This window comes from Paraburkholderia phosphatilytica, assembly GCF_003443895.1.
In the GTDB taxonomy this organism is placed as follows: Bacteria; Pseudomonadota; Gammaproteobacteria; order Burkholderiales; family Burkholderiaceae; genus Paraburkholderia; species Paraburkholderia phosphatilytica.
Genome location: NZ_QQOA01000021.1, coordinates 1 through 26,285, shown reverse-complemented (window position 1 = coordinate 26,285; position 26,285 = coordinate 1). Strand labels below are relative to the sequence as shown.

The window sequence follows — 26,285 nt, the reverse complement described above, 5'->3', positions numbered from 1 at the left end:
CGTTCAGCGCGTCTTGTGCGGGTGCTTGGCGCGCTCCGGTTTCATCAGCGACACGAACGGCACGATGCAGAGCGCGAGCAGCATCAGCAGGCGGAAGTCGTCGACGTAGCCGATCATCGACGCCTGCCGCGTGACCTCGGCGTTCAGCGCCGCGAGCCCGGACGCGCTGCCTGTCTGCCAGTGGCTCGCGCCGCCTTGCAGCAGCGGATTGAACGCGTTGACGTGCTCGACGAGCGACGAATGCGCGACCTGCGTATTGCGCGTCAGCTCCGCCTGCACGAACGAGATGCCGATACTGCTGCCGATGTTGCGGGAGAGGCTGTAGATCGACGTACCGTCGCCGCGCAGCATCGGGTCGAGCATGGAGAACGTCGCGGTGGTGAGCGGCACCGAGATCAGCCCGAGGCCGAGCCCTTGCAGGAAGCCCGACCAGATCACGGTGCTCTCGCTCATTTCGAACGTGTAGCCCGACATCTGCCACAGCGAAAACGCCGAGATCGAGAAGCCGACCGCGATCAGCGTGCGCGCCTGGAAGCGGCCGAGCAGCTGGCCGGCCATCATCATCGCGAGCATCGATCCCGCGCCACCCGGCGCCGTCGCGAAGCCGGCGTCGACGACGGAATAGCCCATCAGGTCCTGCAGGAACGGCGGCAGCAGCGCGCGCGTCGCGTACAGCACCGCGCCCATCACGAAGTAGAAGCAGCAGCCGCTGACGAAGTTGCGGTCGCGCGCGAGCGCACGGTTGAAGAACGACGTGGTCCGCACCGTGAAGGTATGCACGACGAAGAATGCGAACGCGATGACCGCGGTCAGCAGTTCGATCCAGATTTCGATCGAGCCGAACCAGTCCTGCACCTCGCCGCGATCGAGAAACAGCTGCAGCCCGAGGATCGCGATGCTGAGCGTCGTGAAGCCGAACAGGTCGAGCCGGCGCGCGACCGGCCGCGTCTCGCTCATGAACGCGTAGATGCCGAAGAATGCGACGAGCCCGATCGGCACGTTCACGTAGAACACCCAGCGCCAGTTGTACGCGTCGGTGAGCCAGCCGCCGAGCGCGGGCCCGAGGATCGGGCCGAGCGTCACGCCCATGCCCCACACGGCCATTGCCTGTGCGTGCTTTTCCGGAGGATTGATGTCGAGCATCGTCGCCTGCGACATCGGCACCAGCGCCGCGCCGAAGAGGCCCTGCAGCAGCCGCGCGCCGACCATCTCGACGAGCGTCGTGGACAGCGCGCATGCGACCGACGTCACCGTGAAGCCAACCACCGAGATCAGGAACACCTGCCTGCGCCCGAAGCGGCCCGCGAGCCAGCCGGACAGCGGCGTGCCGATCGCCGCCGCGACGATGTACGACGTAAGCACCCAGGTGATCTGGTCCTGCGTCGCGGAGAGGCTGCCCTCCATGTGGGGCAGCGCGACGTTCGCGATGGTGCTGTCGAGCACCTGCATGATCGTGGCGAGCATCACCGACGCGGTGATGAACATCCTGACCCGGCGTTCGGGCAGCACGTGCGGCGCAGCACCAGTCGCGGCCATGCGTGGGTCTCCTCCCTGGCGTCCCAACTTTTAAGCGATAGTTGAAATCTACCCTGGCCGCTCGCGGAAGGTGGTCGAAGCGGGCAGGTGGGGTACAGGCGATGCGCCAGCATCATGCGTACCGTGCGCTTCCCGTCCAGCGGTCCCGCATGCGGGACGGAAACATGGTTAACCCGGGATGCTTAAATTCGTCTGACGGGCTATCAATATTTGGCATTCCTATCTGCCGTACCGAACGTGCCGATGCAGATGGACATAAGAGGTGAAAAATGACCACTGAGAGCGAGGGCGATGCAGCGCCCGGGTTGGACGACGATGCGGAGCGAACCGCGGAGCGCATCGCATTCTACGAAGTCGAATACGACCAGGTCCGCCGGCGCCGTGGCACGAATGGGCCGGCCGTGGCGCCGAGGAATGCTCCACTGGACGCAACGGGCGCCACGGCGACCGTTACCCCGCCTGATCGAAGCGCGCCGCCGAGACCCCACGAACTGCTGGGTCTCGCGATCTCGGGCGGCGGCATTCGCAGCGCGATCTTTTCCCTCGGCGTGCTGCAGGCGTTCGGCGAATCGAAGCGCGACATCCTGAACAAGCTCGACTACCTGTCGACGGTTTCAGGCGGCTCGTATATCGGGATGTTCTTCACCGCGCTGCATATCCCTTCGGTACAACGCGACGGGCAGGCCGCGAAGGGTGACAGCGAAACGCGTTCTCACCAGTGCGAGCGTCAGCTATTCGACGAAGCCCGCCAGGCGGCGTCGAAGCTGAGACCATCGTGTTGCAAGGGCGACGAGGCGCTGAGCTATCTGCGCGCGAACGCAAACTATCTCGCGCCCAACGGCGGCGGCGACTATCTGCTCTCGTCGGCGATCACCGGCCGCAACTGGCTGGCCGTGCAGTTCGTGGTGGCTGTCACCGCGATGGCGAGCGTGATGCTGGCTGTCGTGACGCGACTCGTATACGCGCGACACATCGACGGTCAGCTGGAGGCCTTCTTTGCGCCCACTGGCCATGTGTGGTGGAGTCCGCTCTGGCTCGTCGCTGGCTTCATGGCGCTCGCACTGCTGACGATTCAGCTGGCCTTCTGGCTGACCGCGAATAGCGGTGCCAACCGTCAGCCCATCCGGGAACTGTGGAAAGAGGCGAAGTTCGACGAGCGATCCCGGATCATTTGCAAGGCTGCCCGGCGCATCATTCTGATGTTCGTTGTGCCGCTTCTCGGCCTGGCCTGCGTTCCTCTCGCGTTTTTCAAGGTTTTTCCGAACGCTCCATGGGATGTCGGTATCGGTCTGACGGTCTTTCACCACCATAGGCAGATACCCATACTCGCCGGCCTCGTCGCGATCTGGACCCTCGTCGTGCTCGGGACGCTCGCGATTGCCTTCTTCGGAACGGTCGTGTTCGGCTGGTCGTCGGAGCAGACTTCGCGTGCGTCGAAGATCCGCAATTCGCTGACCAACGCGATGGTGCGCGTCGGCCCCTTCAACGTCACGTTGCTGCTGTTGCTGATGATCGGCGCCGCGGCGATCGACACGATCGGCCAGTCCGTCGTGCGCGAGTTCGCCGACTATCACGTGAAGGTGCTCGGGGTGTTTACCGGAGCCGGCTCGCTGACTTTCGCGGGCCTGAAATGGGCGCTCGCGAGCCGGGAGCGCACCGGCAACGCCATGCTGGCGAAGCTGCTGCCCGTGGTGGCGGGCGTCGCCGCGGGCGCGTTGCTGCTGCTGATCCTTTCGTTCTGGTCGGTCGCAGTGCATTTCGGCGTAAAGGACTGGTTTTACTGCCAGCAGGCGGCCACAGGTGGGTCGATCTCACCGCCAATACGGTTCGCGTGCGACGACAGCCAGCATCGCAGCCTCGAACCACTGTACTGGGCGCTCGGTCTGCTCGGCTTGATGGTCGTCATCTCCGGCTGCAGTATCGGCATCCTGAACCTGTCGAGCCTGCAAAGCCTCTATGGGTCGCGGCTGACGCGCTGCTTTCTCGGCGCGAGCAATCCCGTCAGGCTCAATAACCGGGACAACCGCGATGTGACCAGCCTGACATCGGGCGACGCCGTCCAGCTCGGCGTGTACTACGGCGACCAGATGCTCGCTCCGGTGCATCTGATCAACATGACCGTCAACAACACGGTCGCGTGGAACGGCAGCCGCATCCTCGATCGCGCGAACCTCGGGTTCGGCATGTGCGTCGGTCCGGCCGGCATCGAGGTCGGCAAGAACTCGTTGCGATTCCATTGCGAATGGACTCGCGATGGACGCGTCACCAAAGTGACGGCGGGCGGCGGCAAATGGCTGAGCCACCAATGCGGAAAGCTGGAGATCCAGCCGATCGAAACGCTGCAGGTCGGCGACTGGTGCTCGATATCCGGCGCGGCAGTCAGCACCGGACTCGGCTATCGGACCAAAAGCTCGTATGCCTTCCTGCTCGGCGTAGCCAACATCCGGCTCGGATACTGGTGGGACGCGGGTTCGCAGCCGGATCTCGCGGAACATTGCGACATCGCGCAGAAGATGCATATCGTCGGTCGCCCCGTCGCGACCCAGCTGCTGCTGTTCCAGGAGCTGCGCGGCATGTTCCTCGGTCCGCGCGATCGCCGCTGGTATCTGACCGACGGCGGTCACTTCGAGAACACGGGCGCGTACGAGCTGGTCCGCAGGCGCCTCGAATGGATCATCGTGCTCGACAACGGCGCGGACCGCGACTACCACTTCGACGATCTCGCGACGTTGCAGCGGCGCATTCGCATCGACTTCGGCGCGGAAATGAAGGAGCTGCCGAAACGCGACCCGGCGTGGCGCGCGGCGCTGGATGGCTGGAAGCGTCGTCTCGGCGTCGGCCTGAATACCGCCGCGATCGATGGTCTGAGCGCATTCCACGACGAGATCCACGACGAGAAAAACAGCGACCCGCGCTATGGCGAACCGTTCGCGATCCTGTTCCGGGTCGACTATCCGCGCGCGAAACGCGCCGACGGCACGATGCCGTACTCGGAAGTGCTGTGGATCAAGCCGCGCATACCGGCCGACGCGCCGTACGACACCCGTGAATACGCGGTGGACACCGATTTTCCGCAAGAGTCGACGATGGAGCAGTTCTTCGACGAGGCCCAGTGGGAGAGTCACCGCAAGCTTGGCGAATGGCTCGTCGGGCAACTGATGGCGTGAGTGCGAGGCAGTCGACCGCGCTGAGCGATGAAACGCTTCGCGTCAAACCGGCGGCGCGAATCCCGGCTACTGGCGTGTCGCCATCCACACCCGTTCGCACAGCGCGATCAGCCTGCTCACCAGCAGCGCGCTCAGTGTGCCGAGCGTCACTTCGCCCAGCCGCAGCAGCATGGTCTGCCAGGGTGCGCCGCCGCTCGGCACGAGCAGCATGATCGTCGCGGTGACCGCCGCGAGCCGCGCCGCGCTGCCGATGTTGATCGCCCAGCTCACGACCATCGCGACCGCGATCGCGGCCGCGTACGCGAGGTAGTAGCCGCCGCCGTACAGCGCGGCGAAGAGTCCGCACATGCCGCCGATCATCGCGCCGAAGAACTGGTCGCGCGCGAGGTGCTGGGTGTCGACGTAGCTGTGCTGCACGACGGCGATCGCCGTCATCGCGGCCCAGAAAGCCTGCTGCGTATGCAGGTAGCGGCCGACCCAGTAGGCGAGGCTCGCGCCGCACACCGCCTGCAGCGCCATCAATGCGCCTTCGCCGAGCCGCTCGCGCAGCGGCATCGAACGCAGCATCGCGAGGAATTCGCCCATCGCGCCGCGCCGCTCTTCGCGACGCTGCACGGCAGGCCGATCGTGTTGCGCGGGCTGCTCCATCGTGGTCCCTTTGTGCTGGAGAGAGCGGCCATTCTAGCGGGCGCGTTAGCTCACCTCGCTCGACGTCAGCCTGTCAGCCTTTCAGTTGCGTCATCAACCGCTCATGCGACGCCTTCAGGTGCCGCGCCATCGCGGCCTGCGCCTGCAGCGCGTCGTGGTTTTCGAGCGCATCGAGAATCTGCGCGTGCTCGTCGAGCGCGATGACCCACGTGCCGCCGCCTTCGAAGCGCAGCCGCATCTCGCTCCAGAGCGGACTGTGCCGCTCGTCGTAGAGCGAGCCGATCAGCCGCGCGAGCACCGCGTTGCCCGACGCCTCCGCGATCCGCACGTGAAACAGGCGGTCCGCGTCGACGGGCGTCACGCCTTGCCCGATGGCGTCCTTCATCTGCACGAATGCGTCGCGGATCGCGCGCAGGTCCTTCGGGCGGATCTTCGGCGCAACTTCGGCGATCAGCGCGCCTTCGATCAGCGAACGGGCGCGCAGGATATCGAGCGGGCTCTCGCCGATCGACGCGGGCTCCGTCGCGCGTGGCGCGCGGTTGCTCGCGATGGCATCGGGATTGCGCGGCTTCGCGTACACGCCGGAGCCGACCTTGATCTCGACCTCGCCGGCAATCTCGAGTGCGATCAGCGCCTCGCGCACCGAAGGGCGCGACACGCCGAGCTGCTTCGCGAGATCGCGCTCGGCGGGCAGGCGCCCCTTCGGCGCGAACGACTCGTCGCTGATGAGGATGCGCAGCCGGTCCGCGATGTCCTGGTAAAGGCGGCGAGGTTCACGGGGAAGGCCTGACATGAGTGACGTGAAGGAACGGGCGAATGGAGGTGTCGTGATTCTGCCTCGCCGTTTTGCCGCGCGACAGGGGCAGCGCGTGCGGCGGCGGCTCAGGGAATTCCCGGTTGACCGCCGCGCGCGGCTGGTCTACCTTCGGCGAGGCAATGGGTCAGGCCAATTTAAGTACTAACTGGTCTGGTCAGTCCGCTTTTCCCGCCCCGCAGCTCACCCGCCGGCGCGTATCCGCGCGTGCCGGCCAGACCCGGCCGTCCACGCGGCCTCCGTCCGGGCGTTCGATCCGGCCGGCTCAGGAGGAGACAGCAACATGAAGGAGAAGGCTCGCTGGCTGGTGGTGTTCTTCTGCTTTCTCGCGATCGCGGTCAACTACATCGACCGCGCGAATCTCGCGGTCGCCGCGCCGCACATCATGAAAGATCTGGGCATCGGGCCGGCCGGCATGGGCCTGCTGCTGAGCGGCTTCTTCTGGACCTACGCGGTGATGCAGCTGCCGTTCGGCTGGTTCGTCGACCGGATCGGCGCGCGCGTTGCGCTGCCGTTCGCGGTGGGCTGGTGGTCCGTGTTCACCGCGGCGACCGCCGTCGCCGGCGGCTTCGGCGCAATGTTCGGCTGCCGGCTGATGCTGGGCGTCGGTGAGGCCGGCGCCTATCCGTCGTGCGCGAAGCTCGTCAGCCAGTGGTTCGAACGCGACGAGCGCGCGCTTGCCACCAGCATCTACGACAGCGGCTCGCGCACCGGCTCCGCGCTGTCGCTGCCGATCGTCGCGGCGATCATCGCGACGTGGGGCTGGAAGGCGTCGTTCGTCATCACCGGCGTGCTCGGGCTCGTGTGGATTCTCGGCTGGGCGGTGATGTATCGTGAACCGGCCGGGCGCGCCGCGTTCGCGCGGCCGCAACCGGCGCAGCGCGTGGAAGGGCAGCCGGCGATCCGCTGGACCACGCTGTTCCGCTACCGCACGGTGTGGGGGATGATGCTCGGTTTCTTCTGCCTCAACTTCGTGATCTACTTCTTCATCACGTGGTTTCCGAGCTATCTGGTGGAGGCGCGCGGTTTCTCGCTGAAGTCGCTCGGCACGCTGGGCGTGTTGCCCGCGATCGCATCGATTCCGGGCGGCTGGTTCGGCGGCTGGCTGTCGGATGCGCTCGTGCGGCGCGGCTGGAGCCTGACGGCCGCGCGCAAGACCTGCATCGTGGGCGGCATGCTGCTGTCGTCGGTGATCACGCTGACGTCGGTCGTGCAGGGCGTCTACGCAATGCTCGCGCTGTTCGCGATCGCGTACGGCAGCCTCGCGGCCGCGGCGGCGAGCATCTGGTCGCTGCCGGCGGATGTCGCGCCGACGCCGGCGCATGTCGGTTCGCTTGCCGGTATCCAGAACTTCGCGTCGAACCTCGCGGGCATCGCGCTCACCACCTTCACCGGCGTGATGCTGCAGATGACCAAAGGCTCGTTCACGATTCCGCTGGTGGTGGCGGGCGGTTTCTGCGTGCTGGGCGCGGCGAGCTACCTGCTGGTCGTCGGCCGCGTCGAGCCGCTGCGCGCGAAAGCGCCCGCCGGCGCCGTCGTTTTCCAATCCTGACCGAGGTGCGTCCCGCCCATGCCGAACGTTGAAGCCGCACCGTATTCCGAAGTCACCATCGACGCTGCCACGCTGCACGCGTTCGTCGTCGCCATCTGGCAGGCCGCGGGCAGCGAGCCGCGCGAAGCGAAGCTCGTCGCCGATCATCTCGTCGAAGCGAATCTCGCGGGACACGATTCGCATGGCGTCGGCATGATTCCGCGCTACATGCGGTCGTGCCGCGAAGGCGAGCTGAAGCTGAATTCGCATGCGCAGCTCGCGCGCGACGCGGGCGCGGTGCTGACCGTGGAAGGCGCGCGCGGCTTCGGCCAGGTGATGGCGTGCGAGGCGATGGAGCTCGGCATCGAGCGTGCGCAGAAGCTCGGCATCTGCGCGGTGGGTCTGCGCAACGCGCATCACATAGGCCGCATCGGTCACTGGGCCGAGCAGTGCGCGCGCGCCGGGCTCGTGTCGTTTCACTTCGTCAACGTCGCGGGCGATCCGCTCGTCGCGCCGTTCGGCGGTATCGACCGCCGCTTCGGTACGAATCCGTTCTGCGCGGCGTTTCCACGCCCGGGGCGCGCGCCGCTCGTGCTCGACTTCGCGACCAGCGCGATCGCCGCGGGCAAGGTGCGGGTCGCGTTCAACAAGGGCATCGATGCGCCGGACGGTGCGCTGATCGATCGCGACGGCCACGCGACGCGCGACCCGGGCGCGCTGTTCGGCGCCGGCGAGCACGGCGCGCTGCTCGCGTTCGGCGGCGCGACCGCGGGCCACAAAGGCTCGGGTCTTGCTGCGATGTGCGAAATTTTCGCAGGCGCGCTGTCGGGCGGCTTCACGTCGCGCGCGGACACCATCGTCACGACTAACGCGATCGTCAACTGCATGCTGTCGGTGATCGTCGATCCGGCCGCGTTCGATGCGCCCGACCTGCAGCGCGAAGCGGACGGTTTCGTGCACTGGCTGAAGACGACGCGACGCGTCGATGGCGTCGACGACGTGCTCGTACCCGGCGAGCGCGAGGACGCGACGCGCGGCGCGCGCGGCGCGCACGGCATCCCGATCGATACCGAGAGCTGGACGCAGATCGTCGAAGCGGCACGCAGCGCAGGGATGCCCGACAGTGAGATCGCGAAGTACCGCGCGACGTGAGATGCATGAATGCGCGTCAATGTGCATTCATGCCCGCATTCGCGCGCGGATTGCCGCCTTTCAGATGGCTTGAAGCGGGCTTTAAAGCGAGCAGATTGCGCGCCATTCGCGGTTTGACTGCACACCACTGCAGGAGTGGACCGAACACCCCCTTCATACGCCCGTATGTCCCGCGAGATCGTGCAATGCGATCGTTCGATATCGGATTCGAAACGCATATGGCCTGAAAATGGCTGCGGATTATTGCGTTCGAATGGCGGCGAATAGACGAATTCGGGTTATTCAATTCACAAAACGTGGCACCATCGGACCTGACGTCCGTCCTCATGGGCCGTGGGCGGCGTCCAATGGAGCCGTACGCCATGACAAGGAACGATCAGGTCGATACGACCGACAACACTTCACCGCTCAGCCGGGAGCACGCGGCAAACGCGCGTTTGCGGCGGCTGATCGAAGCGCATTCGCGCATCGCCGCGGCGAGGCTCGATCTCGACCGCTTTCTCTCCGTGGTGACCGATGCGCTGCTCGAACTCGTGCCGGCCGCGCATGCGTCGGTGATCGAGTGGGTGGACGGCGAAGACATGGTGTATCGCGCATGCAGCGGCACGATCGCGCATCACGTCGGTCTGCGGCTGAAGCGCGAGGGCAGTCTTTCAGGACTGTGCTCGCTCGAAAAGCATCTGCTGTACAGCAGCGATACGTCGAACGACCCGCGCGTCGATGCCGACGCATGCAGACGGGTCGGCGCGGTATCGATGATCGTCGCGCCGCTGCAGTACCAGGCGGAGGTGGCGGGCGTCGTCAAGCTGATGGCGTCCGAAGTGGCGGCCTTCGGCGAGGACGACATCGACACGCTGCAGATGATCACTTCGCTCGTCGCGTCGGGCATGGCGCATCAGCGCGTGTTCGCCGAGAACCGCACGCTGATCGAGCAGAACACCATCACGATCGCGCGGCTGCGCACTGAAATCAGCCTGCGCGAAGCGGCGGACAGCAAGCTCGAAGCCTCGCTGCGGCGCCGCCGTCTCGTGCTCGACACCACCCACGACGCGTTCGTCTGCACGGACGCGCACGGCATCATCATCGACTGGAACGACGCCGCGACGCGCACCTTCGGCTTTGCGCGCGGCGAGGTGATGGGGCGGCCGATTCTCGACACGCTGTTTCCGGCACGCTTCAAGGCGCACTACGCGCAGCTCGACGTGTTCCGCGATGCCACCAATCTCGGCGAGCGCCGCTGGCGCAGCCAGCTCGTCGCGTGCCGGCACGATCTCAGCGAATTCCCGGCGGAGATCTCGCTGTGTCCCGTCACGTTCGACGGTAACGCGGAGCTCGCGTACTTCGTGCGCGACATCACCGAGCGCATGAATGCGGAAGAACTCGACAAGCGCTTCCGTGTGCTCGTCGATGCGATCAAGGACTACGCGATCACGATGCTCGATGCGAACGGCCGCATCACGACTTGGAGCGCGGGCGCGTCTCGCGTGATGGGCTATGCGGCGGAAGAGGTTCTCGGCCGTGCGTCGGCGCTCTTCTACACGCCGGAAGACGTCGAAGCGGGCCGCCCCGCGCACGATCTCGAAGAGGCGGCGCGCCAGGGACGTATCGAGAAGGAAGAGTGGCGCGTGCGCAAGAACGGCACGATCTTCTGGGCCAACATCATCACCACCGCGCTGCGCGATTCGGACGGCACGCTGCAGGGCTTCGCGAAGATCACCCGCGACATGTCGCGGCGCCGGCGCCTGGAAGAACTCGAAGCGTCGAGCCAGCGGATGAGCCAGTTCCTCGCGCTGCTCGGCCACGAGCTGCGCAATCCGCTCGCGCCGCTGCGCAACGCGGTCAGCATGCTGCAGCTCAAATCGTCGGATCTCGAAGGCTTCGCGCCCGAACATGCGCTGATCGACCGGCAACTGTCGCATCTGACGCGGCTCGTCGACGACCTGCTCGACGCCGGCCGCGTGACGCTCGGGCGCGTGCGGATCGAACCGAAGCCGGTGTCCGTGCAGGAGATCGCGCAACTGAGCGTGGAGGGCAGCACGCCGCTGCTCGCGGCGCGCGATCAGTCGCTGACGGTGTCGATGCCGGACGCGCCGCTCTACATCGAAGGCGATCTGACGCGGATGGTGCAGGTCGTGCAGAACCTGCTGAACAACGCGTCGAAGTTCAGCCCGACCGGCGCGACGATCGCGCTCGAGGTGTTCCGCTCGGACCGGCTGCTCGCGATCCGTGTGAAGGATCCGGGGCGCGGCATCGATCACGACGCGATCGATGCGGTCTTCAACCTGTTCGTGCAGGAAACGCCGCCCGACGAACAGTCGGACAAGAGCGGTCTCGGTATCGGCCTGACGCTGGCGCGCGCGATCGTCGATCTGCACGGCGGACACATCGATGCGCACAGCGAAGGGCGCGGCAAGGGCAGCGTGTTCACGGTGTGGCTGCCGGAACTCGACCGGCCGGTCGCGGCTGAGCGGCCGCCCGGTCCCGATATGGTCTCGATGCGGCAGGGCGGCCTCAAGGTGATGGTGGTCGACGACAACGTCGATTCCGCCGACAGCATGGCGACGCTGGTGCAGGTGCTGGGTCATGAATCGCACGCGGTGTACGACGGCGGCGCGGCGATCGCGCTCGCGCGCGAGCTGCAGCCGGACCTCGTGCTGCTCGATCTGTCGATGCCGGGCATGACGGGCTTCGAGGCCTTGCCGTTCATCCGCGAGGCGCTGGGCGAGGGCGGTGCGGTGGTCGCCGCGATGACGGGGCTCGGCACCAGCGAAGACCGGGTTCGCACCCAGGCCGCGGGCTTCGATCTGCATCTGACCAAGCCGGTCGGTCTGCAGGAACTCGAAGGCCTGCTGGGGCTCGCGGGCGCGCGCGGGTGATGGCGCGCCCGCCTCGCATCCGTCTCCATGCGATCGTCTCCATGCGCCGCATCCACGACACGCGGCGACACACTCGCGGTCACACAGGCAGCCGGTAGCGGGCTCAAACTTTCCTCCGTCAGCGGCGTTCTTTCCGCTCAACGACTTCGCAGGTTGCCATGTCGAACGATCGCTCCTTGAACGAACGCCGCGCGGATCGCGATTCGCCGGATCTTCTGTACCTGCTGGACGGCGTCGACGAGTTCGCGCGCCAGGTCTTTCCCGACAGCGAGGCGCTGTTCCGCAACCTCGCGCGCGGCCAGAGTCCGCATACGCTGTTCATCACCTGCGCCGATTCGCGCATCTCGCCCGAGATGATCACGCGCACCGGTCCCGGCGAACTGTTCGTGTGCCGCAACATCGGCAACATCGTGCCGGGGTATGGCGAGATGCTCGGCGGCGTGTCGGCGGTGGTCGAGTATGCGGTGGCCGCGCTCGGCGTGCAGCAGATCGTGCTGTGCGGCCATACCGATTGCGGCGCGATGAAAGGGCTCGCGTCGGGCGTCGCGGCCGTCGAGGACATGCCGACCGTGCAGGCGTGGCTGCGCAACGCGGAAGCGGCGCGCAGCGTCGTAATGACGCGCGGCATCGGCGCCGATCACCTCGTGCAGGCGCTGGTGGAGGAGAACGTGCGTCTGCAGCTGACGCATCTGCGCACGCATCCGGCGGTGGCCGCGCGGCTCGCGCAGGGCAAGCTCGCGTTGCAGGGCTGGGTGTACGACATCGGACACGGCACGGTGACGGTGTACGACGACCGCGAGGACCATTTCGAGAGTCTCGACGATGCGCGCGCGCGTCTCGAGAGCGAGACCGGAACGTGATCCTGCCGGGGCGGGTCCGGCTCGCGCAGGTTCTCGTCTACGTCGGGCGGCCGCTCGCGTATCTGTTCATCTGGGATGTGATCGTCACCATCGCGTGGCTCGGTCCGCTCGGCTACCGGGTCCGCTTTCCGACGCTGCCGTTGCCGCTGCTCGGCTCGGCGATCGTGATCTATCTGACGTTTCGCAATTCGTCGGCGTACGCGCGCTGGTGGGAAGCGCGCACGCTGTGGGGCGCGTTCATCAACCAGTCGCGCAGCTTCGCGCGCGAACTGCAGATGATGCTGCCGAAGGATGGCAGCAACCTGTGCCGTCGCCTGACGCTGCGGCAGATCGCGTACGCGCACGCGCTGCGCCTGCATCTGCGCCGCCAGCCGCCGTGGGAGACGCTAGCCGTGTATCTCGCGCCAGACGAATGCGAGCGCCTGAAAACGGTGGCCAATGTGCCGAATGCGATCCTGCTCGGCAGCGCCGCGCTGCTGCGCGACGAAGCGCGGCTCGACAACATCCAGATCGCCGCGCTCGAACACACGCTGCGTGAGCTGACGAATGCGCAGGGCGGCATGGAGCGCATCCGCAATACGCCGTTTCCGCAGCAGTACGCGTCCTATCCGGCGATCTTCACGCACGTGTTCTGCATCCTGCTGCCGGTGGGGCTCGTCGATACGCTGGGGATTTTCACGCCGCTCGGCTCGACCGTGGTCGGCTTCCTGTTTCTCGCGCTGCTGCAGATCGGCAACGACATGGAGCATCCGTTCGACAACACCGTCAACGACGTGCCGATGAGCGCGCTCACGCGCGTGATCGAAATCGATCTGCGCGACGGCCTGAGCGATGCGCACGAGCTCAAGCCGATGCAGCCGGAGAAGGGCGTGCTCTGGTAAGCGGTTTAATCTGACGCGCGGTGATGTCCGCGGTCAGATGCGCAGTCACACGCGCAGTCACACGCACTCACACATTCTCGCGCTCGGTGCGCCGGCTGCCGATGCCGCGCGGCAGCGTCCGCTGCGTTTCCAGATAGCGTTGCAGCTCCGGGCTGGTCGCGAAGTCCGCAACGGATTTCGCTTCGAGAATCGCCTTCGCTTCCTGCGGCTGCGCGATCGCGAAACCCTGCACGTAGTCGACGCCGATCTCCTTCAGCGCGCGCAGCGTGTCGATGTCCTCGACCCATTCCGCGATGCTGCGCATGCCGAGATTGCGCGCGAGCGTGACGATCGCCTCGACGATCGCGGTGTCGGCGGGATGCTTGCACATCGTCCGCACGAATGCGCCGTCGATCTTCAGCGCATCCGCGGAGAGCTCCTTCAGGTAGCGGAACGACGTCTGGCCCGCGCCGAAGTCGTCGATCGCGATCTTCGCGCCCATGTCGTGCACGCGCGCAATGAACCGCTGCGTGTTCTCCAGATCGTGCAGCGCGACGCTCTCGGTGATCTCGAGACACAGGTAGCGGATCACGTCCTCGTGGTGCGAGAACAGCGCGAACAGCTCGTCGAGGAACTGCTCGTCGTTCAGCGACCCGCCGCTCAGGTTCACGCAGATGAAGCAGGTGCTGCGAAGCGACGCGCGGTTCGCGCTGATCCACGCGAGCGTCGTGGTCAGCACCCAGCGGTCGATCGCGGTGATATTGCCGGAGTCTTCGGCGGCGGCGATCAGTTTCGCCGCCGTGGTGACGGAGCCGTCGGGCGCGCGCAGGCGCAGCAGCACTTCGAAATCGAGCGCTTCGCTGGGCGCGCGCATCGACATGATCGGCTGCATCACAAGGAACAGGCCATCGGGCAGCCGGCTCTGGCCGAGCGCTTCGATCAGGCCGATTTCGGCGGCGCGTTCCTCGAAGGTCGGCGCGCCCTTGCGCAGCGCAACGAGGCGCGCGTTGCCGCCGCGCTTCGCCGCGCGACACGCGCGGTCTGCATACGCGAGCGCATCCTGGATCCGCTCACCCTGCGAGCATTCCACCACACCGATCGACCCCTTCACCTGGAACGCGCGCGTGCCGAGATGGAACGGTGCCGAATTCAGCGCGCCGACGAGTTCGCGGCAACGCGCGATCGCATCGTCGATCGACATGCCCGCCAGCACGCAGACGAATTCGTCGCCGCCGATCCGCCCGACCGGCACGCGGCTGCCGAGCCGTTCGACGAGCCGCGCGGCGACGTGGCGCAGCACTTCGTCGCCGGTGCGGTGGCCGAACAGGTCGTTGATCAGCTTGAAGCGGTCGAGATCGAGATACGCGAGCGCCCACGGTGCGTCTTCGGCGCTCTGCCGGCCGATCGCATGCTCGATGCCGCGGCGGTTCAGGAGGCCGGTGAGCGGATCGTGCTCGGCGAGGAAGTGCAGCCGCTCGACGGCCTTCGCGCGGTCGGTCACATCCTCCAGCGAGCCTTCGATGAAGCCGTTCGCGCGGATCGCGCGCATCGAGTAGCGTCGCAATTCCGTTTCAGCGCCCGCCGCGCCTTCGATCTCGATCGACGCGGAATCGTCGCGGCTCAGCAGGTTGGAAAGCGCCTGCCATGCGCCCGGCTCGAAGTAGCGGTCCCAGCGATGGCTGCCGTACTCCTGCTGCGGCAGACCCAGCATCGCGTGCAGCGCGGGGTTCGCGCGGATGAAGCAGCCTTCGCCGTTCAGCGTGAAGAGGCCGATCGGCGTTACGTCATACGTATTGCGCAGCTCGATCTGCATCTGGCGGCGGCGCTCGCGTTCCTCGCGCACCTTCTCGGCGATCGCGAAGGCGGCCAGCATGCTCGACGACAGCGCGGTGACGACGGGCGAGAGTCCGCCCGCGAGCGCCTTCCAGCCGAACGCGGCGGCGAGCACTTCGGACAGCGTCGCGAACAGCACCACGGCCATCGACGCGACGTACCACATCACCGTGCGCGAGCGCGCCTTGATGACGAGCTGCGCGAGGAAATAGATCAGCACGAGCGCGCCGAACGAGCCGAGCGTCCACAGCACCGGAATGAAGTGCGCGTAATCGAGCGTGAACGCGGCGGCCATCAGCAGGCAGCCGCCGTAACGGACCGCGCGCATGCTCCAGCGCAGGCCCATCGTCTTGAGCTCGCGGCGGAACAGCTCCATGAAGAGCGTGGTGGTCAGCACGTAGTACGCGGCGAACGTGAATTCCCGCAGCAGCGCGATATGGCCGGCCGGAATCAGGCGGCCCATCCATTCGGTATCGAAGCCCATCGCGTTGGCGGACAGGCGAAGATTGCCGACGAGCCACGCGGCGAAGATCACGTACGTCCACTCGCGGTTGATGATCGCGGTCACGAACACGAAGAGCGCGAGCGTCAGCAGGCCGCCGGTGATCAGCGACGCGCTTTGCTGGAAGTCGAGCGTCGACTCGACGAGTTTTTCGCCGCTCGATGCTTCGGCGGTGATGTAGGCGGGGCCGGAAAACGTGCTGCGGCAGAGAATCGGCGTGTGCGCGTCGGCTGCGTCGAGCTTGAGCGCGAAACCGGCCTTGTTGAAGCGCATTTCGCCCGTCACGCCGTGCCGGTCGGCGTTGCCGAGCAGCTTGAGATCGGGCGCGGTGCGCCAGCACGACAGCGTCTGCGCGTGGCGCGACGGCATTTCGAGGAAGGTGCTGCCTTCGCCTGGGAGCGGCGGGTTCGACGGCGCCGCGAGCAGGAACCAGAACGGCGTCTCGGCCAGATGCGTGCTGAAGCGGGTGGGCTGCGTGGCATGCGCGGCGCCGCGCAGGCGCGCGAGCGCGTCGGCGGGCTGCAGCGAGGCGCCCGGGTCGGCCACGACCGGGAACGCGAGCTTGACCGCGCCCGTCGTGTCGAACTCGTGCGGCGCCCACAACAGCACGCCGAGCGTACCCAGCGCGATCACGAACGGCGCGACGTAGACCGAAAACCGCTGGAACAGCCAGCCGGTCAGGCGGTCCCGAAACGCTCGTTTGATCCGTGCCATCCTTTGCGCTGACCCCATAGATGCCAGTCCTGGTAACGTCAAATTATTCCCGCCATCGTCGGCACGGCAGGCACATCCGCGCCGAAGCCACTACGCTTGCTGCCCATTCCGTTGCACATCCAGCTGAACACCCATTGTCCGCCCGAATTGCGTCGGGCGGACACCCGAACCGGCTTGCGCCGGTCTCCGCTGGCCTGGCCGTCAGGCCAGCGCAGCGTGTTGCGGTACCAGACCCGCCACCGCGCCGTTCCGGATCGCGGATGGCGCGTCCGCGCCCGGCACGCTCACGTCGATGTCCGGATGGTACGTCTCGAACACGAAGCCGAAGAGCGGATGGCTGACTTCCGCCCAGCGCCGGCGCGCCGCGGCCACCGGCTTCGCCATCACCCGGTGCGCGAGCCCGCCGACGTGCGCCATCGGCAGGAATTCGTTCTGGCCGTAGACGTCGCCGAACAGCATCGCTTCGTACTCGCGGTCGAGCGGCGCGCGCGCCGTGATCACCATCCAGTCCACCCCGTTCTGTCCGCAAAACATGAAGAGCGCCTTGCAGAGCGCCACCTTCACCATCCGTCCTGTCATCCCGCCTGCCACCCCCAGCCGCGTCGCCTCCGCGAGCCGCGCCTCGCCCAGCCACTCCGGCAGGTGGATCGACTGCTCGACCGCGAGCGGACCGAACGCATTGGTCTGGATCCGCATTGTGCCGAGCGGGCCGCCGTCCAGCCGCGACTCCGCGAGCAGCACCACCGTGCCGGGCGCTTCATCAGCGGCCTCGACCGCCATGCTGTCCGCGAACTCCGGCAGATGCCGGCGGTAGGCGGCGCGCCGCATGTCGACGGCTTTCTCGAGATCCGCAAGTCCGGTTACCACTTTTATCGTAAACGGCAACCTTTCGGTTTTCTTGATGATGCTCTGATCGAAGATGTAATTATTTCCGGTCGTGGTATCCCCGGTATTTTGCGTCAGAACGACGGGATCGATTCGGTCCATTTTGAAGCCCCATTAAATAAGCGTGGAAAAGTGTGTCGCTTTCGAATTGGCGGGGGCCGTTTTCTAGCGCGACAAACTAGATTCTCACGAACACCAACGCGCGGAGCATCGTGGTTCTGTTAAAAAATGGAGTGCCGGCGTTTAAAACTCTGGTTCGCGAGATTTCCAGAGCTTATTCGGACTGGCATAGATGGAACACGCGAACTTACTTCTCGTTTCAGTTGATTTCCGTATCTACGGAAATGACGCATTTCAGGTCGATTTACGGAAATTGTTGTTGATGGAATTCCTGGCGCTTTTTTCGGGTGTTTAACGGTGCAGCCGGAGCGGCAGCGGGAGAGGTTAGTCAGGGTTTTGGAGCATCGCTTGGAACAACGGCCAAGCCATCGCGCTGGTTGCGCATTCAAGCGAACCTTGTCGAGCGATCAGGCCTGAAGCGGTAGATGCTGCCGAAAGGTTTGAAGGGCGATACCCGCCGCGGGGCGTTCATCGGGAGGCGATCGGACGATGGAATAAACGCGAACGGCCGGCTGTTCTGGATTGCGAAAGCGGCGTCACGGCGTGCGGCATCCGCCGCCGGCGCACGCGACAACAACAGCAGACGGGCCGGGGAATGTCGCTCGATGAGCGGGAGGGAGCATGCGGATCGCAATGTGCACGGAGAACGTCAACCTGTTCGGGGCGGTGAAGACGGCATTCGAGGAGGACGGCCTGTCGTCCTGCGTGAGATGCGCCGATCAGTTGTCGCTGATGAAGTACCTCGCGCGCAACCCGGTCGATCTGGTGCTGCTCGACGGTGGGCGCGATTTCGCGCCGTTTCGCACGGTGTTCGCGTGGCGGGACTGTCAGTGCCGCGACAGCCTGCCGGTCATCGTGATCGGGCAGCAGTTCGACCGCGACAGCATGATCGATGCGTTCGATGCCGGCGCGAACGACATCGTGGTCGGGCCGCTGTCGACGAAGGAACTGCTGGCGCGTGCGCGGCGCGCCGTGGAGTGCGGCGAACGCCGCCAGCCTGTCGAAGATCGCGTGCAGTTCGGCGTGTACCGGCTGGATCGTCATGCGGGCGCCGCGTATCGCCGTGACGTGCGCGTACCGCTGACGCCGCGCGAGTTCGCGATTGCGTGGCTGCTGTTCGCGAACCTCGGCGCGCTGCTGAGCCGCGAGCAGATCGCGCTCGCGGTGTGGGGGAAGGACTTCAGCCTCGTATCGCGCACGCTCGAGCAGCACGTGTACAAGCTGCGCACGAAGCTCGGGCTGGGCCGCGACGCGGGCGTCGAACTGACGACCGTCTATTCGCACGGCTACAAGCTCTCGGCGTGCGAGCGCGATGGCCGCAACGTGTCCGCCGACGACGCGCCGCTCGCGGCCAGCGAGCGCTATGCGTGGGCGCAGCCGGTGACGGTGCCGCGGGCGATCGCGGCTTGATGGGCGTCCGACGGTTGGCTCAGCTCGACGAGCGGTTCTGTGCCGCGAGCGACGCGAACAACGCATCGACGCTGCTCGACTCGATCCGGCGCGCGACGGCCTGCAGGTCCGCTGTGCCGGGCGTGGCGATCAGCGCATAGGCGAGCTCGTTCTGCCGCCACGAGACGACGGTCATCCCGTTCAGCTGTTGCTGCGCGACCTGCTGGTCGGGCCGGATGTCCTTCATCACGCAGAGCGCGACGGGCGCGCCGCGCTGCGGCAGGTACACGATCTGCACGAGCGGCCGGTCGTTGAAGCGTAGACGTGCGATCGCCTTGAAGTCGAGGCCGGCATCGTGCAGATCCGGCACGCGCAGCGGCAGATGGTCGACCTCGCGGATGGCGTCGGCGGTTTTTGCCGACGCGGCGAGATTGGGCTCGACGTCCGCGACGGTGTCGCGCGTATAGAGCCGTTGATAGTCCACCGCCGCGCGGATCCACGGTGTCGCTTCGTTCGACGCGAGCTCGTTGCCTGCGAGGTTGTTTGCGAGGTTGCCTGTGAAGGGTGACGCGCCCGGCACGAAGTGCAGCACGGAGCCGCTGACGATCGCGCCCGCGACGAATGCCGCGGCCAGCCGCAGCGGTGCGGCGTAGCGGCGCGGCGCTTCACGATGCGCTGGATGTTGAGTCGGCGCATCGCTGTCTGCGGGCTGCGCCGCGCTCGCCATCGCTTCGATCTGCCGCTGGAGCGCATCGGGCAGCGGCGGCAGCTTCTGCGCGGCGAACGCTTCGCGATACGGCAGCCGTGACGCGCGCAGCAGATCGACGCTTTCGCGCAGATCGGGCGATGCCGCGAGCGCCTGTTCGACCCCTGCGGAGTCGGCGGCGTCGAGCTCGCCATCTACGTAGGCGATCAGCTTGCTGTCGTCGGGTGTCATGACACGATGGACTCGAAACGTTGCGCGCGGTTCATGGGCGGTGGCGCGTGATGTAGTGTAGCGCCGCACGACACGCGCGGTTGCAGTGCGATCCTGTCATTGTCGGACGCGTTGCTTCGCGACGTCAACGGCGATGCGAAGCGTTGGGCCCGCAGACGATCGATATCGCTTCGATGCATGTCTCAGGACAATCCGCTCAGCGATGCGCGGCATCGGCGGCGCTTTCTTCGCGCGTACGCCGGTCGAACGAAACACGATAGGTCGACGAACGCGAAGCCAGCAGCGGGTCGTCCGATGGCGCGAGACCATCGGGCAGCATCAACGGATCGAACACGATATCGCGGCACGGACCGTCGATCTGCGGCGCTGCGCGATCGATCACGAGCGTGCCGGTGTCGATCCATGTGCGCTCACGCGATGCGGGCCATTGCTGCGTCGAGTCGTCGATCGGATCGCCGGGCAGCGCGACTTCGAACATCAGATGCCAGCGCAACGGGCCGCGCTGAAGCTGTGTGACGAGCCCGTGCGCGAGGAAGTCGGGGTCGCGTGCTTCGCCTGCTTCGACCGGGCTATACGGATGATCCGGCGTGATCTGCCAGCGCACGAAGCGGGTCTGGTCGTGCGAGTCGGTGGCCTTGAACGTGCTGATGCCGAAATACGCGGCGTTGTCGAAGCGCGACGACGGCGGATGCGCGTCGAGCCACGCGCGAAACGCGCGCGCATCCGGATGCGCGGCGAGAAAGGCTTCCATCTTCGCCGGGTCGCTATGGCCCGTGCGCGCGTTGCGCGCTTCGGCATGCAGCTGCGCGAACAACTCCTGCGGCGTGCGCACCGCGAAAATAGGCGTCGAATTCATCGCGAGGCGCCATTCTTCATCGTACGGCAGCGCGATGCGCAGCGCGAAACTGCGCACCGTTCCTTCGTTATCCTGCTGATCGGGATCGCCGCCCGGAATCGACAGTCGTCCCACCACCGGATAAGCGCCGCGAACGAACACGCTCGCGCGCGACAGCGCGGTGCCCGCGCCATTGCTGTCGAAGTGTCCGGCAATGCAGATGCCTTTCGCGTGATTGCGCCGGAAGCCCGGATGCGAAGAGGTGGTCGCTTCGAACGCATCGACGATGCGCGGCGCGGTAGGGCGCGACGACAGCCAGCCCGCGCACCAGACGAACAGCGCGGCAAGCGCGGCCGGCACGGCCAGCACGACGAACCAGCGAAGCAGCAGACCGAAACGACGGGAAGGCGACGACGGCGACGGCGGCATCAACCCTCGCGGCCGACGGCGCCGGTGTCGCTGCGGCTGATGGTGGCTGATACCTGGCCGTCGAATAACTGCTTGCCGAGCGCGGCGAGATCGACGTCGCCGGGCGCACCGATCAACGCATAGCCGAGCTGCCCACGGCGCCACGCGACCACGTTCATGCCGCCCACCTGCGAACCGGCGGGCGCCGCATCGGCCTGCGCTTCCTTCAGCACGCACAGCGCAACCGGACCGCCTTTGGCCGGCAGATAGACGATCTGCACCAGCGGTTTGTTATGGAAACGCAGCCGCTGGATGCGCTTGAACGTCAGTCCTGCACTGCGCAGATCGGGCACCTGCAGCGCGAGATCGTCGTCATGATGGATCGCGTCGACGGTGGCGGCGGTAGCCTGCAGATCGGGCTGAAGCTGCGCGACCGTGTCGCGCGTGTAGAGCTCCTGATAGCTTGCAGCGGCCGCGACCCATGGCGAGACGCCCGGGTTTGCGGCGGCCATCATCGTCGCGGGACTGCCGGTCAGTTGCGGGACGAAGTGCAGCGCGAGACCGCAGCAGAACGCGCCCGCGATGAACGCGACCGCGAGCCACGGCAACGCTGCGCGCGGCGTGGCGCGCGGGCGGGTGGGAAGCGGATGGACGTTGTCGGCGGCGGGTTGTTGCACTGGTGCTGGCGCTGAAGCGGCAGCGGCCTGCGGTGTGGGCGACGGGCCGTCGTTGGCCGGATCGTGCGACATGCGCGCGAGCGCGTCGGCTTCGCGCAGATGCTGACGGATCAGCTCGTCGACGCGCTGTGCGAGCCGCTCGGGAACCGGCGGCAGCGACTGCTGGCTGAACGCTTCCGCATAGGGCAGCCGCGATGCCCGCAGCATCGCGACGCGCGCCGTCATGTCGGCGGACTCGCGCACGGCGCGTTCGATGTCCGCGTGCTCGGACGGTGGCAACTCGCCGTCGGCATAGGCCATGAGTTGGGCGTCGTCGATCGTCATCGCGCTGCTCGCTGGGTACTGGCGGGTTGCGACGCCTGCGCGTCACGTCCGCCGAATTGACCGCCGATGGTTTGCCGTGCCCGCGACAGGCGGCTCATGATCGTGCCGATCGGCACGTCGAGCACATCCGCCGCTTCCGCATAGCTCAGGCCTTCTACCGCGACCAGCAGCATCACGGTGCGCTGCGCTTCGGGCAAGCGCTCCACGGCCGCGATGATCTCGCCGTTCAGCAGCTTTTCCTCCGGCGTGCGGGCGGCCGGATCGGGTACGGTTTGCAGGAAGTTGTCGTCCCACTCCATGCTCGAACGGCTGCGCACGTTGCGGGCGCGCAGTTCGTTGATCCACGTGGAGTGCACGATCGAAAACATCCAGCTGAGCGGCGAGGTGCCCGGCTGCAGCTGATGCGCGCGTTCGAGGCCGCGCACGCACGCGCGCTGCAGCACGTCTTCCGCATCGTGCTGGTTACCGCACAGGCGCAGCGAGAACGCCCACAGCCTCGGCAGCATTCCCGGCAGCAGGCTCGGGAGACTCTCGACTCCGGTTGCAGCAGACATGATCGATTGGCGAATGGATTGCGGATGCAGGTCGTGCCGGCGGCCGACCGGTTCGCGCGCGTGAGCGGGCGGGTCGCGGATCGTACGCTGTCAGACTTCGTAAACAGCGTATTGTGCGCCGTTCGAATGAACTGTAGGGGTGACGATCCTCAATTTTTTTCAAACAGTTTCCGGCGGGCTTCACACGTGCTTCACGCAATTGCATGCGTGCTTCAGTCGCGCTTCATTCGTCCAAACGAAACGGGCCGAGGCCTTCATTCACGCGGATGCGCGTTCAATGACGGGTTCGCAGCGGATCGGGAAATTCACCGAGTTCGCGATATAGCACTTTTCATGCGCGGTGTGATGCAGACGCTCCGCCAGTTCCGCATCGTCCAGCGCGCGAATGGTGACGCGCGGGCGCAGCACGATCTGCGTGAAGCGGCCTTCCTGCGCACTGTCCACCATCGTGCCCTGTGCGTCATCGCGATAGGCGAGCACCGCGATGCCGGCGTCGGCGCACAGGTGCAGATACCAGAGCTTGTGACACGCGGAGGTCGCTGCAACCAGCAGGTCCTCAGGATTCCAGCGCGCCGCGTCGCCGAGGAAGGCGGCATCCGATGAACCCGGAATGTCCGGCTTGGCGCCCGAGCGGATCACGTGATCGCGACCGTAGTCGCGGTATCCCGACGTGCCGCTGCCCTTGTTGCCGAGCCACTCCACTGAAACCCGGTAAGTGTGTTCTGCATGGGCCATTGCGTCTCTCCTGTGTGCGTGTGTCATGTCGAGTCCTGTGTGGACGACTCGAACTGACGGTTCATCAGCTGTTCATCAGCGCCTTCAGCATCGTGAATGATGTCACCGATTGGAATTTTGGTATACCATTATTCCAGTTCATCGCTTTTCAAACCTGAATTCAAGACTCAAGGTATGCCGGTCATGCACGCCAGAATCGATTCCACCGCGAGTGCGCTAGCCGCTTCGCTTCGCGAGCTGATTGCGAGCGGAGAACTGGCCGATGGCGCGCGTCTCGTCGAGCGCGATCTGGCGGACCGCTTCGCGGTCAGCCGCATTCCGATGCGCGAGGCGATCCAGCAGCTGGAGCGCGAAGGGCTGGTCGCGATTTACCGCAATCGCGGTGCCGTAGTCAGGATGCTGACCGCTGCGGACGTGGAGGAAATCTACGGGCTGCGTATGCTGCTCGAAGGCGATGCGATCTACCGTGCGGTGAAGTCGCTCGATGCGGAGACGCTTGCACGCGCGGAACTCGTGCATCGTCTGCTGGACGATGCCGACGCGCCGGACAAGCAGGGCGAACTGAACCGCGAGTTTCATGAACTGCTGTACGCGCCGTGCGGCAATGAACGTCAGTTGAAGGCGATACGGGAACTGCGCGGGCAGGTCGAGCGCTACGAGCGTCTTCACCACACGCTGCTGGCGGACACGCAGGCGTTTCAGCATGAGCATGCCGGGATCCTCGAAGCGTGTCGGGCCGGCAACGCGCGCGTTGCGCGATCGACCACCGCGGCGCATCTCAGGTCCGCGCAACGCATCGTGCTGGACGTGATCGAAAGCGTTCGCAGCGAGGAGTCCGCGTAGCAGCGTCTCGCCGTAAAGTCGTATCGTCGATCGAGGCCGCCGCGTTCAGGCCAGCTTCAGCACCACCACGCCGAGCAGGATGACGGCCGCGGCGACCGGCCGGCCGCGGCCGGGCCGCTCCTTGAGCAGGAACACGGAGATCGCGGTGGCGAACAGGATCGCGGTTTCGCGCAATGCCGCGACCATCGCGATCGGCGCGCGCGTCATGGCCCACAGCACCAGCGCATATCCGCCCACCGTACAGGCGCCGCCCAGGAGCGACAGATGCCAGCGATCGCGCAGATGCGCGCGGAAGTCGGCGCCGCGGCGCGCGATCGCGTACGCGAGTATCGGCGGGCCGGTCAGCAGGAACACCCACATCGCGTAGGACGCCGGTTGCCCGGACAGCCGCGCGCCGGTGCCGTCGACGAGCGTGTAGCCCGCGATCGCCAGCGCATTGAGCAGCGCGAACTGCGTGGTCCGACGTGTGCCGTGGCCAACGGGGCTCGTCAGCAGCAGGCCGAGTATGCCGCCGCAGATGCAGACGATGCCGCTCCACTCGCCCGCACCGAGACGTTCGCCGACGAGCGGTCCGCTCGCGAGTGCGACGAGGAGCGGCGGCAGGCCGCGCATCAGCGGGTACGCATAGCCCATGTCGCCGCTGCGGTACGCGGCGCCGATCAGCAGGAAGTAGACGACGTGAATCAGCGTGGACGCTGCGGCGTAAGGCCAGCTTGCGGCCGCGGGCGGGGGCAGCATGGGCAGGGCGATCGCGGACAGCACGGCGGCTCCGCCCGTCACCAGCACAATGTCGAGAAACTTGTCCGGGCTCGACTTCACGAGCGCGTTCCAGCTGGCGTGCAGCAACGCCGCGAACAGCACCAGCAGCATGACGGCGACAGACATGAACGAATCTCCGGTTGATGGTGCGAGAATATCTATCTTGTTCAGCACCGGCAAACCAGATAAATTTCCCGTTCAGGTCAGATTCACTATCTTGAATGACTCGTTCACTTCCTTCACTGAATGCATTGCGCGTGTTCGAAGCCGCGGGCCGTCTGGGCAGCTTCAAGGACGCGGCAGCGGAATTGCACGTCACGCATGGCGCGGTGAGCCAGCAGGTGCGGCTGCTCGAAGCGTGGCTCGGTGCGCCGCTGTTCGAGCGACATAACCGGCGGGTCGTGCTCACACCGGCAGCGCGAAATTATCTGGCGGAAATCGGCCCGCTCTTCGAGCAGCTTTCGCTAGCCACGGCCCGATACGGCAGCTCGGCCGGTGTCGCGCGCACATTGTCCGTCAATGCGATCGCCACGTTCACGCTGCGCTGGCTGGTGCCCCGGCTCGCTGGCTTCCGTGCCGCGCATCCGGATGTGGAGATCCGGATCGATACGTCGAACGAACCGGTCGAGGGCTTGAACGAACGTTACGACGTAATCATTCGCGGCGGGCCGGATACGTTCTACGGTTATGCGATGCGGCCGTTTCTCACGGAAGAGCGCGTGCCGGTATGCAGTCCGGCGCTGCTGCGCACGCTGCCGCTGCGGACACCTGAAGATCTGCGCAATCACACGCTGCTGCATGCGTCGAGTCTTCCGCGCCTCTGGGCAGACTGGCTCGCGAAGGCGAACGTGCCTTCGCTGATGCCTGCTACCGCGCTGACCTTCGATCACTTCTACCTGACGTTGCAGGCCGCGATCGACGGTATCGGCGTTGCGATGGGACCGACCGCGCTGGTCGCGGACGACCTTGCCGCCGGCCGGCTCGTCGCGCCGTTCACGGGGCCGCGTCTGCCATCGCGCAGCTACTGCACGTATGTGCCGGACGATCGATGCGAGGACGAACTCGTCGTGCAGTTTCGCTCATGGCTCGAACAGGAGGGCGCCGCGCGTGAATGAGCGTGAATGACCTGTCAGTCATGCGCGCCGCGAAACGTTCAGCTTGATGAAAGGTGCGAGTGAAAGACGCGACGTGCAGTGCAGTCGCCTGAACGGCAACTGAACACGCATTGAACAGATCGAGTAGGGTGAGGGGTTACCCCCTCAGCCCTCTCACACCACCGTACGTGCGGTTCCGCATACGGCGGTTCAGTTCATGCTCTGGAGGCGA

At 66.1% G+C, this 26,285-nt stretch carries 20 protein-coding genes; 9 read left to right on the top strand and 11 right to left on the bottom strand.

What is annotated here, in order from left to right; all coding sequences use genetic code 11:
• Positions 1-3: 3 nt before the first annotated feature.
• A complete protein-coding gene (locus DVS29_RS21645) occupies positions 4-1,536 on the bottom strand; it encodes a DHA2 family efflux MFS transporter permease subunit (RefSeq protein ID WP_118182545.1) in 1,533 nt (510 codons plus the stop codon).
• Positions 1,537-1,805: 269 nt separating this feature from the next.
• Between DVS29_RS21645 and DVS29_RS21640 the strand changes: the two genes are divergently transcribed.
• The gene (locus tag DVS29_RS21640; protein ID WP_118182544.1) at positions 1,806-4,703 is read left to right on the top strand and encodes a patatin-like phospholipase family protein; all 2,898 of its coding nucleotides are present in this window, start codon (positions 1,806-1,808) and stop codon (positions 4,701-4,703) included.
• Between the two features lie 66 nt (positions 4,704-4,769).
• On the opposite strand, the gene DVS29_RS21635 is transcribed toward DVS29_RS21640, so the two are convergent.
• Positions 4,770-5,351 carry an FUSC family protein gene (locus DVS29_RS21635; protein ID WP_420816151.1) on the bottom strand — a complete coding sequence of 194 codons (582 nt, stop codon included), beginning with the start codon at positions 5,349-5,351 and terminating at the stop codon, positions 4,770-4,772.
• 73 nt (positions 5,352-5,424) lie between these two features.
• Positions 5,425-6,144 (bottom strand): FadR/GntR family transcriptional regulator, encoded by a 720-nt coding sequence (locus DVS29_RS21630; protein WP_118182543.1) that lies wholly within the window; start codon positions 6,142-6,144, stop codon positions 5,425-5,427.
• A gap of 304 nt (positions 6,145-6,448) precedes the next feature.
• Between DVS29_RS21630 and DVS29_RS21625 the strand changes: the two genes are divergently transcribed.
• From DVS29_RS21625 to DVS29_RS21605, 5 genes are all read left to right on the top strand, one after another.
• Positions 6,449-7,717 carry an MFS transporter gene (locus tag DVS29_RS21625; RefSeq protein WP_118182542.1) on the top strand — a complete coding sequence of 423 codons (1,269 nt, stop codon included), beginning with the start codon at positions 6,449-6,451 and terminating at the stop codon, positions 7,715-7,717.
• Positions 7,718-7,735: 18 nt separating this feature from the next.
• A complete protein-coding gene (locus tag DVS29_RS21620) occupies positions 7,736-8,848 on the top strand; it encodes a malate/lactate/ureidoglycolate dehydrogenase (protein ID WP_118182541.1) in 1,113 nt (370 codons plus the stop codon).
• Between the two features lie 362 nt (positions 8,849-9,210).
• Positions 9,211-11,724: a PAS domain S-box protein gene (locus tag DVS29_RS21615; protein ID WP_240655727.1), complete on the top strand. Its 2,514-nt coding sequence runs from the start codon at positions 9,211-9,213 to the stop codon at positions 11,722-11,724.
• 158 nt (positions 11,725-11,882) lie between these two features.
• The gene (locus DVS29_RS21610) at positions 11,883-12,584 is read left to right on the top strand and encodes a carbonic anhydrase (protein ID WP_118182539.1); all 702 of its coding nucleotides are present in this window, start codon (positions 11,883-11,885) and stop codon (positions 12,582-12,584) included.
• The gene (locus DVS29_RS21605; RefSeq protein ID WP_118182538.1) at positions 12,581-13,465 is read left to right on the top strand and encodes a bestrophin family protein; all 885 of its coding nucleotides are present in this window, start codon (positions 12,581-12,583) and stop codon (positions 13,463-13,465) included. Before DVS29_RS21610 ends, DVS29_RS21605 begins: the two co-directional genes overlap by 4 nt.
• A 67-nt stretch (positions 13,466-13,532) precedes the next feature.
• Here the strand turns inward: DVS29_RS21605 and DVS29_RS21600 are convergent, their stop codons facing one another.
• Positions 13,533-16,493, bottom strand: a complete 2,961-nt coding sequence (locus tag DVS29_RS21600) for a putative bifunctional diguanylate cyclase/phosphodiesterase (protein ID WP_118182537.1) — start codon at positions 16,491-16,493, stop codon at positions 13,533-13,535.
• 201 nt (positions 16,494-16,694) lie between these two features.
• On the bottom strand, positions 16,695-17,360 hold the full coding sequence (locus tag DVS29_RS21595; RefSeq protein WP_420816150.1) for an N-acyl amino acid synthase FeeM domain-containing protein: 666 nt from the start codon (positions 17,358-17,360) through the stop codon (positions 16,695-16,697).
• Positions 17,361-18,119: 759 nt separating this feature from the next.
• Here DVS29_RS21595 and DVS29_RS21590 point away from each other — a divergent pair.
• On the top strand, positions 18,120-18,908 hold the full coding sequence (locus DVS29_RS21590; RefSeq protein WP_118182536.1) for a response regulator transcription factor: 789 nt from the start codon (positions 18,120-18,122) through the stop codon (positions 18,906-18,908).
• Between the two features lie 19 nt (positions 18,909-18,927).
• On the opposite strand, the gene DVS29_RS21585 is transcribed toward DVS29_RS21590, so the two are convergent.
• From DVS29_RS21585 to DVS29_RS21565, 5 genes are all read right to left on the bottom strand, one after another.
• On the bottom strand, positions 18,928-19,824 hold the full coding sequence (locus DVS29_RS21585; protein ID WP_118182535.1) for an anti-sigma factor family protein: 897 nt from the start codon (positions 19,822-19,824) through the stop codon (positions 18,928-18,930).
• A 196-nt stretch (positions 19,825-20,020) separates the two neighbouring features.
• Positions 20,021-21,088 (bottom strand): catalase family peroxidase, encoded by a 1,068-nt coding sequence (locus DVS29_RS21580; protein WP_118182534.1) that lies wholly within the window; start codon positions 21,086-21,088, stop codon positions 20,021-20,023.
• Complete coding sequence (locus DVS29_RS21575; protein ID WP_118182533.1) at positions 21,088-22,068, bottom strand: anti-sigma factor family protein; 981 nt, start codon at positions 22,066-22,068, stop codon at positions 21,088-21,090. The genes DVS29_RS21580 and DVS29_RS21575 overlap by 1 nt, the downstream gene beginning before the upstream one ends.
• Positions 22,065-22,622, bottom strand: a complete 558-nt coding sequence (locus tag DVS29_RS21570; RefSeq protein ID WP_118182532.1) for an RNA polymerase sigma factor — start codon at positions 22,620-22,622, stop codon at positions 22,065-22,067. Before DVS29_RS21570 ends, DVS29_RS21575 begins: the two co-directional genes overlap by 4 nt.
• A gap of 258 nt (positions 22,623-22,880) precedes the next feature.
• Complete coding sequence (locus DVS29_RS21565) at positions 22,881-23,357, bottom strand: OsmC family protein (RefSeq protein ID WP_118182531.1); 477 nt, start codon at positions 23,355-23,357, stop codon at positions 22,881-22,883.
• A 183-nt stretch (positions 23,358-23,540) separates the two neighbouring features.
• Here DVS29_RS21565 and DVS29_RS21560 point away from each other — a divergent pair, with 183 nt between their 5' ends.
• A complete protein-coding gene (locus DVS29_RS21560; RefSeq protein WP_118182623.1) occupies positions 23,541-24,200 on the top strand; it encodes a GntR family transcriptional regulator in 660 nt (219 codons plus the stop codon).
• Between the two features lie 45 nt (positions 24,201-24,245).
• On the opposite strand, the gene DVS29_RS21555 is transcribed toward DVS29_RS21560, so the two are convergent.
• Positions 24,246-25,085, bottom strand: a complete 840-nt coding sequence (locus tag DVS29_RS21555) for a DMT family transporter (protein ID WP_118182530.1) — start codon at positions 25,083-25,085, stop codon at positions 24,246-24,248.
• Between the two features lie 95 nt (positions 25,086-25,180).
• On the opposite strand from DVS29_RS21555, the gene gcvA reads away from it, so the two are divergent.
• On the top strand, positions 25,181-26,074 hold the full coding sequence (gcvA, locus tag DVS29_RS21550) for a transcriptional regulator GcvA (protein WP_118182529.1): 894 nt from the start codon (positions 25,181-25,183) through the stop codon (positions 26,072-26,074).
• The last annotated feature ends 211 nt before the right edge of the window (positions 26,075-26,285 follow it).

Excerpts from the sequence above, each read along its gene's own strand:
- DVS29_RS21645 (WP_118182545.1), bottom strand. The coding sequence starts at position 1,536 with ATGGCCGCGACTGGTGCTGCGCCGCACGTGCTGCCCGAACGCCGGGTC.
- DVS29_RS21640 (WP_118182544.1), top strand. The coding sequence starts at position 1,806 with ATGACCACTGAGAGCGAGGGCGATGCAGCGCCCGGGTTGGACGACGAT.
- DVS29_RS21635 (WP_420816151.1), bottom strand. The coding sequence starts at position 5,351 with ATGGAGCAGCCCGCGCAACACGATCGGCCTGCCGTGCAGCGTCGCGAA.
- DVS29_RS21630 (WP_118182543.1), bottom strand. The coding sequence starts at position 6,144 with ATGTCAGGCCTTCCCCGTGAACCTCGCCGCCTTTACCAGGACATCGCG.
- DVS29_RS21625 (WP_118182542.1), top strand. The coding sequence starts at position 6,449 with ATGAAGGAGAAGGCTCGCTGGCTGGTGGTGTTCTTCTGCTTTCTCGCG.
- DVS29_RS21620 (WP_118182541.1), top strand. The coding sequence starts at position 7,736 with ATGCCGAACGTTGAAGCCGCACCGTATTCCGAAGTCACCATCGACGCT.
- DVS29_RS21615 (WP_240655727.1), top strand. The coding sequence starts at position 9,211 with ATGACAAGGAACGATCAGGTCGATACGACCGACAACACTTCACCGCTC.
- DVS29_RS21610 (WP_118182539.1), top strand. The coding sequence starts at position 11,883 with ATGTCGAACGATCGCTCCTTGAACGAACGCCGCGCGGATCGCGATTCG.
- DVS29_RS21600 (WP_118182537.1), bottom strand. The coding sequence starts at position 16,493 with ATGGCACGGATCAAACGAGCGTTTCGGGACCGCCTGACCGGCTGGCTG.
- DVS29_RS21590 (WP_118182536.1), top strand. The coding sequence starts at position 18,120 with ATGCGGATCGCAATGTGCACGGAGAACGTCAACCTGTTCGGGGCGGTG.
- DVS29_RS21585 (WP_118182535.1), bottom strand. The coding sequence starts at position 19,824 with ATGACACCCGACGACAGCAAGCTGATCGCCTACGTAGATGGCGAGCTC.
- DVS29_RS21580 (WP_118182534.1), bottom strand. The coding sequence starts at position 21,088 with ATGCCGCCGTCGCCGTCGTCGCCTTCCCGTCGTTTCGGTCTGCTGCTT.
- DVS29_RS21575 (WP_118182533.1), bottom strand. The coding sequence starts at position 22,068 with ATGACGATCGACGACGCCCAACTCATGGCCTATGCCGACGGCGAGTTG.
- DVS29_RS21570 (WP_118182532.1), bottom strand. The coding sequence starts at position 22,622 with ATGTCTGCTGCAACCGGAGTCGAGAGTCTCCCGAGCCTGCTGCCGGGA.
- DVS29_RS21565 (WP_118182531.1), bottom strand. The coding sequence starts at position 23,357 with ATGGCCCATGCAGAACACACTTACCGGGTTTCAGTGGAGTGGCTCGGC.
- DVS29_RS21560 (WP_118182623.1), top strand. The coding sequence starts at position 23,541 with ATGCACGCCAGAATCGATTCCACCGCGAGTGCGCTAGCCGCTTCGCTT.
- DVS29_RS21555 (WP_118182530.1), bottom strand. The coding sequence starts at position 25,085 with ATGTCTGTCGCCGTCATGCTGCTGGTGCTGTTCGCGGCGTTGCTGCAC.
- gcvA (WP_118182529.1), top strand. The coding sequence starts at position 25,181 with ATGACTCGTTCACTTCCTTCACTGAATGCATTGCGCGTGTTCGAAGCC.